Source organism: Methylophilus sp. 5 (assembly GCF_000515275.1).
Lineage (GTDB): Bacteria > Pseudomonadota > Gammaproteobacteria > Burkholderiales > Methylophilaceae > Methylophilus.
On record NZ_KI911560.1, the window covers coordinates 2,397,808 to 2,412,380 of the forward strand.

At 51.8% G+C, this 14,573-nt stretch carries 9 protein-coding genes; 7 read left to right on the plus strand and 2 right to left on the minus strand.

Annotated features, from left to right (window positions below):
- Window positions 1–17 precede the first annotated feature (17 nt).
- The 7 genes from METH5_RS0111615 (at window position 18) to METH5_RS0111645 (ending at window position 11,241) form a co-directional block, all read left to right on the plus strand.
- The gene (locus METH5_RS0111615; RefSeq protein WP_029148676.1) at window positions 18–860 is read left to right on the plus strand and encodes a DNA ligase; all 843 of its coding nucleotides are present in this window, start codon (window positions 18–20) and stop codon (window positions 858–860) included.
- Between the two features lie 21 nt (window positions 861–881).
- Complete coding sequence (locus METH5_RS0111620; RefSeq protein ID WP_029148677.1) at window positions 882–1,301, plus strand: hypothetical protein; 420 nt, start codon at window positions 882–884, stop codon at window positions 1,299–1,301.
- An 806-nt stretch (window positions 1,302–2,107) separates the two neighbouring features.
- Window positions 2,108–6,118, plus strand: a complete 4,011-nt coding sequence (gene hrpA, locus METH5_RS0111625) for an ATP-dependent RNA helicase HrpA (protein WP_029148678.1) — start codon at window positions 2,108–2,110, stop codon at window positions 6,116–6,118.
- Between the two features lie 34 nt (window positions 6,119–6,152).
- Window positions 6,153–7,067 carry a hypothetical protein gene (locus METH5_RS0111630; protein WP_029148679.1) on the plus strand — a complete coding sequence of 305 codons (915 nt, stop codon included), beginning with the start codon at window positions 6,153–6,155 and terminating at the stop codon, window positions 7,065–7,067.
- Between the two features lie 12 nt (window positions 7,068–7,079).
- Window positions 7,080–8,603: a DUF4118 domain-containing protein gene (locus METH5_RS0111635; RefSeq protein WP_232411029.1), complete on the plus strand. Its 1,524-nt coding sequence runs from the start codon at window positions 7,080–7,082 to the stop codon at window positions 8,601–8,603.
- Complete coding sequence (locus METH5_RS0111640; RefSeq protein ID WP_029148681.1) at window positions 8,600–9,280, plus strand: winged helix-turn-helix domain-containing protein; 681 nt, start codon at window positions 8,600–8,602, stop codon at window positions 9,278–9,280. Before METH5_RS0111635 ends, METH5_RS0111640 begins: the two co-directional genes overlap by 4 nt.
- Before the next feature lie 80 nt (window positions 9,281–9,360).
- Window positions 9,361–11,241, plus strand: a complete 1,881-nt coding sequence (locus METH5_RS0111645; protein ID WP_029148682.1) for a potassium transporter Kup — start codon at window positions 9,361–9,363, stop codon at window positions 11,239–11,241.
- Between the two features lie 65 nt (window positions 11,242–11,306).
- Here the strand turns inward: METH5_RS0111645 and METH5_RS0111650 are convergent, their stop codons facing one another.
- Window positions 11,307–13,817, minus strand: a complete 2,511-nt coding sequence (locus METH5_RS0111650; RefSeq protein WP_036308274.1) for a methyl-accepting chemotaxis protein — start codon at window positions 13,815–13,817, stop codon at window positions 11,307–11,309.
- A 227-nt stretch (window positions 13,818–14,044) separates the two neighbouring features.
- Window positions 14,045–14,572, minus strand: coding sequence for a TIGR00645 family protein (locus METH5_RS0111655; protein WP_029148684.1), 528 nt, complete (start codon window positions 14,570–14,572; stop codon window positions 14,045–14,047).
- Between the last annotated feature and the right edge of the window lies 1 nt (window position 14,573).

Consider the following 14,573-nt stretch of genomic DNA (forward strand, 5'->3'; position numbering starts at 1 on the left):
TAACTTTTGGGGTTGTGATGCTGAAGTTTGTGCGATATTTGCTGTGTGTGCTGTTGTCGTTATTATGGGTAGGTCAATCCTGTGCGCAGCCACCAGCCATCTTGCTGGCTCAGATTTACCACGAAAATATTCATGTGCAGGATTACCTGGTGAGCGAAAAGCTGGATGGTATCCGCGCGCTCTGGGATGGCCAGCAATTTGTGAGTCGCCAGGGCCACCCCATTCATGCCCCGGCCTGGTTTAGCAAAGATTTCCCTAAGCAGCCATTAGATGGCGAGTTGTGGATAGGCCGCGGCCAATTTGAACGGCTATCATCCACGGTCAGGCAATCCAGCCCCAATGACGCCGCCTGGTCACAAGTCGCTTACTATGTGTTTGAGCTGCCAGAAGCCGCAGGTGACTTTTCTCAACGTGCACAGCAGATTGCTCAAATTGTTAAACAAGCGCATAGCCCTTATTTAAAACGCCTGCCACAGTTTAGAGTGCAAAATACGCAAGCACTTAAACGTACATTAGCGCGTGTTGTCGCGCAACACGGAGAAGGCTTGATGCTGCATCAAGCCGATGCGCCATACCTCACCGGTCGCAGCCAGGTGCTGCTAAAACTCAAACCACAATTAGACGCGGAAGCCAAAGTCATTGCCCATGTGCCTGGCAAAGGCAAATATCTGGGTAAAATGGGCGCGCTATTGCTTGAAACACCGGCAGGCATACAATTTAAACTCGGCACCGGATTCAGCGACGCAGAGCGCGCGCATCCACCACCGATAGGCAGCCAGGTCACTTATACTTACCGTGACGTGACCAATAAAGGCAAACCTAAATTTGCCAGTTTTCTACGTGTACGTCCGCCTGAATAAATGTTGAGATAAGGAAATAATATGAAATGGGTAGCAGCATTATTAAGCGGCTGGATGGCAGCAAACGCATATGCGCTCGATTTAAGCGGTGTTTACGCCTGCACCGGTGATGATGCACACGAAGGCAAGTATAGCGGCACGGTGACCATGAAGCTGCGCCCAGAACATAGCAAAGGCGCAGATGCTAGCTACGACTTTCAACTCGAGGTGCCAGATTACGGCGTGTATAAAGGTCACGCCGCCGTACACGGCATGCATGCCGCCATGCATTTTGCCCTACCTTCAGAAAATGGGGAGTACGGCGGCAAGACGCATGACTATGGCACCGGGATTGCCGAGTTTAAGAAAAATGCCAAAGGGCAATTGAGCTTCAGGAAGTTTTATTTTGAACCGGGGTTTAAGGGTGGGAATACCGGGGTGGAAGAGTGTGTTAGAAAGTAATTCCTTCATTTTTCTAGTTAGATATTGACACGCTATTTACGCCATTTAGGCGTATGCCTGGAGTCCAGGCAGAGTTGTTGTCTTGGCTAATGGTTATTTTGGATTGATCGGTTCCTTTTCGCCTTTTCGGCGAGTTACTTTTCTTTGCTTGCCCAAAGAATAAGTAACCAAAAGAAATGCACCCCAGCTTCCGCTTATTTCCTGCGTTGCTCGTCAAAATAAGCGGTCACGAAACTCAACCTGGTAGCTCACACAGAACGTGAGCTACTGCGGGATTCGAACAGTCGCTCCCTTCCTCCTTATTTTGCCTGCGCTACTCGGCGCGTCAGATGGGGACCCCGAACACCTACTGGGCGCAACGGTTAGTGATTTTAATAAATGAATTTAGTTTTTGAGCCGTCCAAACTTCTACACTGCTACTTAAATGAGATAAATCCCATTCCATCACGCTGAGTAGCGGAGACAAAATAAGGAGGAAGGGAGCGACTGTCTGAGCTCCGCAACAAGCCACGTTTTGTGTGGCTTGTCAGGTTGAGTTTCGTGACCGCTTATTTTGTTGAGCAACGCAAGGGAGCCGCAGGCCGTGATGGCTGGGTGTCGTCCTCTTTGGTTACTTTCTGGTGGACAAGCACCAGAAAGTGACTCGCCGAGAGGCGAAAAACAATGCATGAAACAGAGCAAATTCAGCCACTCGTAAGCTACCATGCTGCATCCCTGTTGGTATGCCATGTTAAAATCTCCACCCTATGACCGCCGTCTCCCCAATCCAACTCATCACCCAACTCGAAAAACAACTTTCCCAGTGCATGCTGGCCGACCGTTTTCCGCTTAAACGTCGCTTGCAGCAGCTTAAAGATGCCTTAAAGCAGAACAAGCCGGTGGATAAAGCATTGGTGGATATTGCGCATAAAGTGCAGGCGTCACAGCAGCGTTTGCAAGCCAGGTTAGCGGCGTTGCCTAAGCCTGAGTATCCGCCAGAGTTGCCGGTGAGCGGCAAAAAAGACGAGATTGCAGCGGCAATTGCAAAGCACCAAGTGGTGATTGTGTGCGGTGAAACCGGGTCAGGTAAAACCACGCAGTTACCCAAGATTTGCCTGGAGCTGGGGCGGGGTGTGGCTGGTTTGATCGGCCATACGCAGCCGCGCCGGATCGCCGCGCGCTCGGTGGCGTCGCGTATTGCACAGGAGCTCAAAAGCCCGCTCGGTGAAGCGGTGGGTTACAAGGTGCGGTTTAACGATAAGTTGTCCGAGAGCAGTTATGTCAAGCTGATGACGGACGGCATTTTGCTGGCTGAGACGCAGAGCGATAAGTTTTTAAATGGCTATGACACCATCATTATTGACGAGGCGCACGAACGCAGCCTGAATATTGATTTCCTGCTCGGCTATCTCAAACAGTTATTACCCAAGCGGCCAGATTTAAAAATCATCGTCACCTCGGCGACGATTGATGCTGACCGGTTTTCTAATCACTTTAATGGGGCGCCGGTGATTGAGGTCAGTGGCCGTACCTATCCGGTTGAAATCCGTTACCGTCCGCTGGGCAACAAAACCAGCATGGTGGCGGTAGAGGTGCCGGTGGATGATGGGCTGGATGACATAGACCGTTTTGCGCAAGACTTGATGGGCATTAAGCGCAAGCCACCTCGCACCGAAACGCGCTGGCTGGAGGAAGACGACGAAGAAGAGGTGATGGAAGACGCCATTCTGGATGCGGCGGATGATTTATTGCGCTTGGGCGATGGCGATATTCTGGTGTTTTTACCTGGTGAGCGTGAAATTCGCGACACCGCCGACCATTTGCGTAAATATCAGGGCCGCTCGCTCAAACTGAAGTCGATTGAGGTATTGCCGCTGTTTGCGCGGTTAAGCATTGAGGATCAGCAAAAGATTTTTCGCCCTAGTGGCCAGCGCCGCATTGTGCTGGCGACCAACGTGGCAGAAACTTCACTGACAGTGCCGGGCATTAAGTATGTGATCGACGCCGGTTTGGCGCGTGTGAATCGTTACAGCACGCGTGCCAAGGTCGAGCAATTACAGATTGAAAAAATCAGCCAGGCAGCCGCCAAGCAGCGGGCAGGGCGTTGCGGCCGTGTGTCTAACGGTATCTGTGTGCGCTTGTATTCTGAAGAAGACTTTAACCAGCGCCCGGCGTTTACCGACCCCGAAATTTTACGTAGTTCGCTGGCCAGCGTGATTTTACGTATGGCCGATTTACGCTTGGGCGATGTGGCTGAGTTTCCGTTTATTGAAGCGCCTTCGTCGCGCTTGGTGAGTGATGGTTACCAACTGCTGCAAGAGTTAGGTGCGGTCACCGAGCGGCGCGAGATTACCGAGCTGGGTCGGCAAATGGCGCGTTTGCCATTAGACCCACGCGTGGCGCGCATGATTATTGCGGCGAAAAAAGAAGGCTGTTTGCGCGAGATATTGATTATTGCCAGCGTACTCAGCATGCAGGACCCGCGCGAGCGGCCCATGGATAAACGCGAGGCAGCTGATAGCGCTCACGCCAAGTTTAAGGCCGATGACTCTGATTTTATGAGTTATTTAAAATTGTGGGAGTGGTACGAGCAAACACTTAAAACCAAAAAGTCTAATCGTGATTTACTGAATCAATGCCATCAAAATTTCTTGTCCTTTTTGCGGCTGAAAGAGTGGCGCGAGTTGCATCAACAACTGCTATCTATGGTCGAAGAGATGGATTTTAAGCGTAGCGATAAAGAAGCCAGCTACGAGCAGGTGCACCGCGCTTTGTTGTCTGGGCTGCTGGGTAATATTGGCTTTAAGGATGGCGAGAGCGAGACCTATGCTGGCGCGCGCGGCATTCGTTTTACCATTGCGCCTGGCTCTGCGCTCAAGAAAAACCGTCCTAAATGGGTGATGGCGGCTGAGTTGGTGGATACCACCAAACTGTATGCGCGCGGGGTGGCCAAGATAGACCCGGACTGGATAGAGCCGATTGCCAATGAGGGCGGTAGCCGCGACCTGACGCAAAGTGACTATACCGACCCGCGTTGGGATAGAAAAACGTCGCAAGTGGTGGCCTGGGAACGTGTGAGTTTGTACGGCCTGACCATCGTGCCTAAGCGGCGGGTGCATTACGGGCCGATTAACCCGACCGAGTCACGCGAGATTTTTATCCGTGAAGCACTGGCCAATATGGCATTTGATACACGGGCACCATTTTTTGAAGCTAACCGTAGGTTGATTGCAGAAGTCGAAGCGCTGGAGCATAAGGCACGTCGCCAGGATGTATTGGTGGATGAGTATCAATTGTTTGTGTTTTACGACAAAGTGGTGCCGCAGATTGCGGGGCCTGGTCAACAAGAGCCTTATCGCGTGTATAACGGTGCCGCGTTTGAAAAATGGCGGCAAGATGCAGAGAAAATTAATCCGACCGTGTTATACCTGACGCGTGAGTCATTAATGCGGCATGGTGCCAGTGCGATTACCGAGGTGCAGTTTCCGGAGCAAATGGTGATAGACGGTGAAACGGTGCCGCTTAAATACCGCTTTGAGCCTGGCCATGTGCTCGATGGCGTGACGGCGACGATTCCATTGGCGTTGCTTAACCAGTTAGATGCCACCGCCACTGAATGGCTGGTGCCCGGCATGGTGCGCGATAAGGTGACGGCGCTGATTAAAGCCTTGCCCAAAACGTTGCGCCGCGTGTGCGTGCCGGTGCCTGAGTTTGTGACCGGCTTTTTAGAGGCAAAAAATGCGCAGCATGCTTTGTTGCCTGCGCTTGCTGAGTTTATCCAGCACAAGGTTGGGCTTAAATTAAAGCCAGAAGAATTTGACCTGGCGGGACTGGACCAGCATCACCTGATGAACTTTAGTGTGGTGGATGAAAAGGGCCGCGAGCTGGGCATGGGCCGCGACTGGGCTCAACTCAAAAAACAACTGGGTTCGGCGGCACAACTGACGTTTAGAACCGGTTCGCCCGGCATTGAAAAGTCTGGCCTCAAGCAATGGGATTTTGGCGACTTGCCGCAAACACTGACCTTTAGCAAAGATGGCCGCCAACTCACCGGCTACCCAGGGCTGGAAGACAACAGTGACAGCGTAGCGGTGAAACTGTTTGATACCGCAGAAGAAGCGGCTGCCTCGCATCGCAAAGGTGTGTGCCGGTTAATGCGGTTTGAGCTTAAAGAGCAAATCAAGCAGCTCGAGAAAGGTTTGCCGGGCTTTAACCAGTATGCTTTGTTGTTGCGTGCCGTCATGAACCCCGACCAATTGCGTGAAGACATGCTGCAGGCCATTGCCGACCGTGCGTTTATTGCCGAGGATGAGCTGCCGCGCACCAATGCAGCGTTTATGCAGCTCAAAGCGCGTGCGCGCACGCGGTTGCCCGCCGTGACCGAGGCACTCACCCGGCAGGCACAACTGATTGCCAACGAATATCAAATACTGGTTGCCGCGTTGCAAAAAATGACGCCAGTGACACAGAAAATTAAACGCGAGAGTGAGCAGCAGTTGCAAGGCATGCTCTACCATGGTTTTTTTAGCCAGACGCCGTGGGAGCATCTGCCGCATCTGCCGCGGTATCTCAAAGCGATTAAAATGCGCATAGATAAATATCCAACCAGCATAGAGCGCGATGGCCGTCACGCACAGGCGTTAGCGCAGCTAGAGCAGCGCTGGCAGCAAAAAATTGATCAATTGCGCAAAGCGCATTTGCCTGTAACAAGCCGGTTACAAGACTTTACGTGGCAGTTGCAAGAGTTGCGTGTATCATTATTTGCGCAGGAATTAAGAACCCCTTATCCTGTCTCAATCAAACGTCTTGAAAAACTCTGGCTAGAAATGCAATCGTGATGCGTGACATCCGCTATTTTGATTAATTCAGTTGATGCAGCCTTCTCCTTTTGAACCCTTTAGTACGCCAAACTGGCTAAAGCCCAAGCAACGCGACCGCGTGTTGCATATCCCGGCGCGCCTGATGTGGGCGTTTTTTCTGTCGCTGCTGTTTCATGCGGTATTGTTCTGGGGGTTTTTACTGGACTTGCTCAAGCCACTTGAAGAACCGGCCCAAGAGCCGCTCAATATCGTGCTGGATGTTGGCGTGCCCGCGCCTAAAACACCCAAGGTGTCACCGCCGCCACAAATGCCGTCTGAGCCTCCACCTGAACCACAACCCAGACCCAAGCCACAGCCTAAGTCTGAGCCAAAATTACCTAAAAAAATCATTCAATCACAACGGCCGGATAGCCCGTTTAAGTTGCCTGAGCCCAAGCCGCAGAATAGGCCAGAGCAAACACCGCCTATGCCGTCACCGCCGGTGGAAGATTTTTCTAACTTTATCAAGCGTAGGCAGTCAGATCGTAACTCTGACGAAATGGCCGCCAAGCAGGTGAATGACGCCGCTGCGGCTGCCGAGCGTGGGCCATCTGAGGATGAACGCCGTAATAAAAACATTATGAACAACCTGAAGTTTGGCACCAATGGTTTGTTCCAGATCCGGCGCATGGATCCATACAATGCAACGTTCAGCTTTAAGGGCTGGGTCAATGATTACACTTCGGCCAATACGCAGTATTACGAGGTGGAGGCGCGCAATGGTGAAGATATTCGGCTGATGATGATGCGCCGTATGATCGCGATTATCCGTGAGCATTACAACGGCGATTTTGACTGGATATCCAACCGTCTGGGCCGCACCATCTCGCTATCTGCCCGCCCGGCAGACAATGCCTTCCTTGAAGACTTTATGATGAAAGAGTTTTTTGGGCCCAACTATAAAAACCTGGATGTTTACGGGCGGTAGTCACGGCCATTGATGATGCCAGGCAACGTTGATTATCCTGCTTTGTCAAAACCGCTAGCCTGGCAACCCTATAGCGTTTTAATAGCCGGCCTGGCATTGGTGACCAGCCTGGGCTTGTTTTATTTTACCCTGCTTGGGGTAACGGTCATCGCGCTGTTATATATGTTGTGTGTGTTGTGGGCAGCGTATTTTTTGCGTTTTTCGCATGCCTTGCTCACGGCCGTCATCGCTGTGTTGCTGATCAATTATTGTTTTATTGAGCCCCGCTATAGCTTGGGCATCGCCAGCCTGCAATCCTGGGTCATGCTCAGTGTATTTGCCACACTCGCACTGATTGTGAGTCGCGCCATGCAGCAATTAAAGCAGCAAAGGCAACAGGCGCAACACGCCGCACAACAATCACGCTTTTTTCAATCGTTGGCGGAGCTGCTGGCGATTCAACCCAGCGTTGAACATTTGTTGCACGCGGCCTGCCAGCATCTGCACGAGGTATTCGGCTGGCAAGTGAGTGTGGTGCAATTATCCGATGCTGGCGCATTAACGACTCTGGCCGGAACGCCACCCATCGAGCTGCAGGCCTCCAGCGTGCAATGGGCACTGGATTACCAGCGCGCGATTGGGGCAGGCACTGCAGATTGGCCCGAGTTGGGCGCCTGCCTGTTGCCGTTTGGCTTGTCGCAGCCTGAGGTATTGGTGTTTAGCGCCCATGAGGCTACGCCAGACCTGCATTTTTTGCGCTTGCTCACCCATCAATGTGCGCAAGCAACCATCAAATTACGCCAGCAAATTGCGCTAGCACAAGCCGCGCGTGATGCCAGTGAGGCGCATTTTAAAAAGACCCTGTTAACGGCGCTGTCGCACGATATGCGTACGCCGCTCACTGCCATTATAGGGGCGGTGAATGTGCTGGCAGACGCGCAGATTGCGCTGGCGCCCACGCAGTCTGCACAGTTATTACAAAGTATTCAGGCCGAAGCCAGCTATTTGACCCAGGCCACCGAGAATATTCTGACACTGGTCAAACTGGATGCGGGTAGCAGTAGTTTGCATCTGGATTGGCAGTCGCCGCCAGACATTATTCAACACGTTGTGCAGCGTTATTTGCAACGAACACCTGCGGTGGCGGTGCAAGTGACTTTGCCCAAGCTAGACCCGCAGCAAGACGTGCTATTTAAGGTAGATGCGGTGCTGGTGGCGCATGCGCTGGCAAATCTGATTGATAATGCTTTGCAGTGGCGCGAGGCTGGCAGTGTGGTTGAGGTGGCGATGACTATAGAGGCGCCATGGCTGGTGTTGTCGGTGTTGAATCAGGGGCCGGGGTTTGCGCCTGGCTTTGCCATCGCTGCATTTGAAACGCACAAGCAGGCTGTGGCGGGCATGCGCGGCTTTGGGTTGGGTCTCTCAATTGTGCACAGTATGATGCAATTGCATTTAGGCCAGGTACACATTGCCCCCGGTGCAGACCAGCGCACCTGTGTGCGGCTGCTGTTTCCTTATGCGCGGGCGGCAGATTTACTACAGGGGCCTGAGTCATGAGCCACGTAGCGCAACCAACCGTGCTGTTGGTAGAAGACGACCCCGGCGTTTACACCTTTTTGTTGCCTGCATTGTCGGCGCATGGCTATCGCGTGCAACATGCGCGTGACCTCGCGCAAGCCCGCGCGGCGAGTGGTTTTGCCATGGTGATTCTCGATTTAGGCTTGCCAGATGGTGAAGGTGAGCAGTTTATCCCGCATCTGCGCGGCTATTCTGACGTGCCTATTTTGGTGCTCTCTGCCCGGCAGGACGAGCAGGATAAAGTGCATTGCCTAAACCTGGGCGCCGATGATTATCTGATGAAACCGTTTGGTTTGCCGGAGCTCTTGGCCAGAATACAAGTCGCGTTGCGGCGCACTGCAATCATGCAGATGCGCGACCATGTGTATCAACATCAATCGTTAAGCATCAACCGCGCCAGTGGCATGGTCACCAAACATGGCGAGCCGCTGCATTTAAGCCCGATTGAGCATGCGTTGCTGATGTTACTGGCCAGCAAACCCGGCACCATTTTTACCCACAGCCAGCTCTTGGCGCAGGTATGGGGGGCAGATTACATTAACGACACGCATTACCTGCGTATTCATATTGGCCGCTTGCGTGCCAAGCTTGAAGACCATCCATCCAGCCCACAAACCTTACTCACTGAGCTCGGCATCGGTTATCGCCTCGCCTGAGGTATTTATCCCGTTTGTTTATGCGATTGATATACCGTTAGTCGCACACTGCCTCCATCAATCAACCATAAGGGGATGTGATGGACAATCTTTCCATACGAAAAAGTAGTTTGGCGGCACTGGCGCTGGGCGCCATCGGCGTGGTGTACGGCGACATCGGCACCAGCCCGCTCTACACCATACAAGTCATTTTTAGCGAGAGCACCGGCGTGCCGCTTAATCAGGCCAATATTCTGGGGGCGATTTCGTCTATTTTTTGGCTGCTGATGTTTGTGGTGACCTTTAAATATGTGTTGCTGGTGTTGCGCGCGCACAACAAGGGCGAGGGTGGTGTCATGGCCTTGCTGTCACTGGCAGTGTCCAGTTTGCGCCCGCAAGATAAGCGTACCGGCTGGTTGTTGCTGTTGGGCGTGCTCGGTGCAGCTTTGTTTTACGGTGACAGCGTGCTTACGCCCGCCATTTCGGTGCTCTCAGCCGTTGAGGGCTTGCAAGTGGCTGCGCCCGCGCTCGCCGCACAAGTATTACCCATTACCATTGGTATTCTCATTGGCCTGTTCTGGTTTCAGCGGCATGGCACGCATGCAGTGGGCCGTTTTTTCGGGCCAATTGTCATCGTCTGGTTTGTTGCATTGGCGACCATAGGCCTGTGGCAAATTGCCCAAGCGCCAGACATATTGCAAGCGCTGCATCCGCAACATGCCTGGCAGTTTTTGCAAGCGCGTGGCGCCGGGGTGTTTATCGCCATTGGAGCCATCTTGCTGGCAGTCACCGGTGCCGAGGCTTTGTATGCTGACATGGGTCACTTTGGCCGCCCAGCCATACAATTGGCTTGGCTGGGGCTTGTGTTTCCCTGTTTGGCTTTAAATTACCTGGGGCAGGGCGCGTTGCTGTTGCAGCATCCCGAGACTGTTAGCAATCCGTTCTATTTATCGTTTCCGCAGCCATTGTTAATCCCCGCAGTGATTCTAGCCACGCTGGCGACGATTATTGCCTCGCAGGCGGTGATTTCCGGCGCGTTTTCCATGACGCGGCAGGCGATTCAATTAGGCTTTTTGCCGCGTATGCGCATTATTCATACCTCGGCCAGTGAGTCGGGGCAGATCTATATTCCTGCAGTTAACTGGGCGTTGTTACTGGCAGTGATTGTGGTCTGTCTGGCCTTTCAAAGTTCATCGGCATTGGCCTCTGCTTATGGCATCGCCGTCACAGGCACCATGTTCATCACCACCATTCTGCTGTTTGTGGTCATGCGCCAGCGCTGGCAGTTTCCGGCCTGGTTGGCGTGGGTGATCACAGGCGCATTGGGCGCGGTAGATGCGATTTTGTTTAGCTCAGCCTCGATGAAGTTTTTGCAAGGCGGCTGGTTTCCAATAGCGTTGAGTGTGGTGCTGATTGTGCTAATGACCACCTGGAAAAAAGGGCGCTTTACCTTGCTGCATAGCATTGCCGATACCGACCCAAAACTAGCGCCCTTGCTCGCCACACTGGCTAGCAGCAAGTTGCCGCAGGTGGCAAGAACCGCTGTTTATATGGTGTCTAACCTCGAGACCGTGCCGCAGGCCTTGATGCATAACCTCAAGCATAATCAGGTGCTGCATCAGCGCAACCTGTTGGTAAATGTGTCATTTGAAGACGTGCCGTTTATGAATACCGCTGAGCGCGTAACCGCTACGCGCCTGGCCGATGGCTTTTGGCAAGTGCAACTGCGCTACGGCTTTATGCAACATGCTGATATTCCGCAAGCCTTGCTGCAACTCACGCTAGATGGCGAGCGCCTGGACCCGTTTACCAACTCCTACTTTTTAAGCCGCGATATTATTGTGCCAGACGTCGGTGGTGCCATGCCACGCTGGCGCGACCAATTATTTTCGGTCATGTCACGCAATGCCAGCAGTGCGGTAGAGTACTTTAATATCCCGGCCAATAGCGTGATTGAGTTGGGGAGCCGGGTGCAGATATAAACACGCATATAACGGCAAAAATAAAACCCGCCAGCTGGCGGGTTTTAAGTCAAACATTATTGCTATTAGTAATTATCGGTGCCGGTTCTAGGCAAATATGCCCGGCTGCCAGCGCTGTATGATGCAGTTTCCTCATCAGGCAACTGGTATTGATTCACTGTTTCTTGCAGTTTCTCTGCCTGGGTCACCAGCGACATGGCTGCTGCCGCAGCTTCTTCTACCAGCGCGGCATTTTGCTGGGTCACTTCATCCATTTGGGAGACGGCCAGGTTGATTTGCTCAATGCCGGTGCTTTGCTCAACAGAAGCAACAGTAATTTCGCCTATCAACTGCGAAAACTTGCTGATTACGCTCACAAGTTCTTCCATTGTGCCGCTCGCTTGCTCAACAAATTGTGAGCCATTAGCGACTTTTTCGGCCGAGTCATTAATCAGCACCTTGATTTCTTTGGCGGCACTGGCAGAGCGTTGTGCCAGGTTGCGCACCTCACTGGCCACCACGGCAAAGCCACGGCCTTGCTCGCCTGCACGCGCGGCTTCTACCGCCGCATTGAGCGCCAGAATATTGGTTTGAAACGCAATGCCATCAATCACCGAAATAATCTCTTCAATACGCGAGGAGCTCTCTGTGATTTCGGACATGGTCGTCACCACTTTGCCAAACACTTCGCCGCCTTTGGTGGCAATATCATTAGCCTGGTCTGTCATGCCATGCGCCAGTTTGGCGTTTTCAGCATTATTTTTCACATTGGTGGCAATTTGTTCCATGCTGGTGGCGGTTTCCTCCAGCGAGCTGGCTTGCTCTTCGGTGCGTTGCGACAAATCATTATTGCCCAGTGAAATCTCTGAGGCCGCCGAGTTAATGGTTTCGCCCGCGACTTTAATCGCCGACAAAATATTGCTCATGGTGTCTACAATCTCATTCACGCCCTCACACAACTGCTTGATTTCGCCTTGTTTATTGGCCGTTTCAATGCGTTGGGTCAGGTCGTGCGCTTTGGTGGCGGCAACCACATCTGCCGTTTCATGCACCGCTTGCTTCATCGCCAGTGCTTCAGCCACTTTGGCGCTAATGTCAGTGGCATATTTCACCACTTTAAATGGTTTGCCCTCGGCATCCATAATCGGGTTGTAGCTCGCTTGCAGCCAGATTTCTTTAGTGCCTTTGCCAACGCGGTTATATTGGCCTTCGTCGGGTTCACCGCGGCCTAATTTGTCCCAAAAGTGTTTATATTCCGGGCTGTTTTTATAAGCAGCTTCCACAAACATCTGGTGGTGCTGGCCAATGATTTCTTGCTTGCTATAACCGGTGACGGCGGCAAAATTATCGTTCACGGCGGTCACTTTACCGCTGAGGTCAAACTCAATCACGCCCATCACTTTGCTAATGGCACTAATTTGCCCGGCAAAGTCAGCGTTTTTAAGTGTGTCGGCGGTGATGTCAGTGGCATATTTCACCACTTTAAATGGCTTGCCCTCGGCATCAAAAATCGGGTTGTAGCTCGCTTGCAGCCAGATTTCTTTGCCGCCTTTGCCTATGCGTTTGTATTGGCCTTCGTCTGGTTCACCACGGCCTAATTTGTCCCAAAACTGTCTATATTGCGGGCTGTTTTTATAGTTGGTTTCGACAAACATTTGGTGGTGTTGGCCAATGATTTCTTGTTTGCTATAGCCAGTCACGGCGGCAAAATTATCGTTCACAGCAGTCACCTTGCCGCTGAGGTCAAATTCAATCACGCCCATCACTTTGCTAATGGCGCTAATTTGCCCGGCAAAGTCAGCATTGCTGCGTTTTTCTGCGGTGATGTCAGTGGCGTATTTCACCACTTTAAATGGCTTGCCTTCGGCATCAAAAATCGGGTTGTAGCTGGCTTGCAGCCAGATTTCTTTACCGCCTTTGCCTATGCGCTTGTATTGGCCTTCGTCTGGCTCGCCACGGCCGAGTTGTTCCCAAAACTGTTTGTATGCCGCACTGTTTTTATAAGCCGTTTCAACGAACATGCTATGCGGCTGGCCGATGATCTCTTGTTTGCTATAACCGGTGACGGCAGCAAAGTTATCGTTCACCGCAGTGATATTGCCCTTGAGATCAAACTCAATCACGCCCATTACTTTGCTAATGGCCTCTATTTGGCCGGCAAAGTCAGCGTTTCTACGTTTATCTGCCGTAATGTCTGTCGCATATTTAACGATTTTAAACGGCTTGCCATCCGCCCCAAAAATCGGGTTGTAGCTGGCTTGCAGCCAAATTTCTTTCCCGGCTTTACCAATACGCTTGTATTGACCTTCGTCTGGCTCGCCACGGCTTAATTTATCCCAAAATTGTTTATATTCAGGGGTGGCTTTCTCATCGGCGGCAACAAACATCTGATGGTGCTGGCCGACGATTTCCTGTTTGCTGTAACCGGTGACCGCCGCAAACTTATCGTTCACGGCAATGATGTTACCTTTGAGATCAAACTCAATCACGCCCATGACCTTGCTAATGGCGTCCATTTGCCCTCGCTGGTCACTCTGTGGTTGCCGTTGTTCCGGCGAGGATGTTTTTTTAAATTTATTCAGTATAGCCAGGCGCATGGTTTTTCTCCGGGTACTGCAACAAGTAAAATAAGTATCGCGACAATTATCTACCTGCATTAAACCAACATTGTTGACAATATAATTGATGGAAGAAAATAGCCTTTTGCTGCCATTTCTCAAATAAGCAGCCATGATTTGCCTTTTATTGCAAACTTGGTTGTTTATAGCCAGTGCATCAGGCAATAAAAAACCCGCCAGCGGCGGGTTGCTTAAAAGTGGTGCATCTATTTATGGCCGCCGCCATGACCAGCGATTCTATCCATCCAGGCAAATAATACGCCAGTGATGATAAAGGTCAGGTGTATGCCCACCAGCCAGGCCATTTGCTCGGTGCTAAAACTCGCCGTGCCCGAGCTTTGGTGCACAAACGCTTTGAGCAGGTCGATGGCAGAAATCGCCACAATCGAGCCGATGAGTTTGAGCTTGAGGCCTGAGTAATCCACTTTACCCATCCACTCCGGGCGGTCTTCACTGTTTGCCGTGTCTATGCGCGACACAAAGTTTTCATAACCGCTAAAAATCACCATAATCAGCAAGTTGCCGACTAAAGTAATATCGACCAGCGCCAGCAATGAGAGCACGGTTTCCTGCTCTGAGAACGAGGCTAAATGCACCGCAATATGAAAGAACTCCTGGCCAAATTTAACCAGCAAAATAAACAAGCCACCCACCAGGCCGAGATACATCGGCGCCATTAACCAACGGCTCTGAAAAATCCAGCCTTCTAATAATCTTTCTAAATAACGTCCCATA

What these genes read in the sequence shown, in the direction of transcription:
- METH5_RS0111615 (WP_029148676.1), top strand. Translation starts at nt 18, where the DNA reads ATGCTGAAGTTTGTGCGATATTTGCTGTGTGTGCTGTTGTCGTTATTA.
- METH5_RS0111620 (WP_029148677.1), top strand. Translation starts at nt 882, where the DNA reads ATGAAATGGGTAGCAGCATTATTAAGCGGCTGGATGGCAGCAAACGCA.
- hrpA (WP_029148678.1), top strand. Translation starts at nt 2,108, where the DNA reads ATGCTGGCCGACCGTTTTCCGCTTAAACGTCGCTTGCAGCAGCTTAAA.
- METH5_RS0111630 (WP_029148679.1), top strand. Translation starts at nt 6,153, where the DNA reads ATGCAGCCTTCTCCTTTTGAACCCTTTAGTACGCCAAACTGGCTAAAG.
- METH5_RS0111635 (WP_232411029.1), top strand. Translation starts at nt 7,080, where the DNA reads ATGATGCCAGGCAACGTTGATTATCCTGCTTTGTCAAAACCGCTAGCC.
- METH5_RS0111640 (WP_029148681.1), top strand. Translation starts at nt 8,600, where the DNA reads ATGAGCCACGTAGCGCAACCAACCGTGCTGTTGGTAGAAGACGACCCC.
- METH5_RS0111645 (WP_029148682.1), top strand. Translation starts at nt 9,361, where the DNA reads ATGGACAATCTTTCCATACGAAAAAGTAGTTTGGCGGCACTGGCGCTG.
- METH5_RS0111650 (WP_036308274.1), bottom strand. Translation starts at nt 13,817, where the DNA reads ATGCGCCTGGCTATACTGAATAAATTTAAAAAAACATCCTCGCCGGAA.
- METH5_RS0111655 (WP_029148684.1), bottom strand. Translation starts at nt 14,572, where the DNA reads ATGGGACGTTATTTAGAAAGATTATTAGAAGGCTGGATTTTTCAGAGC.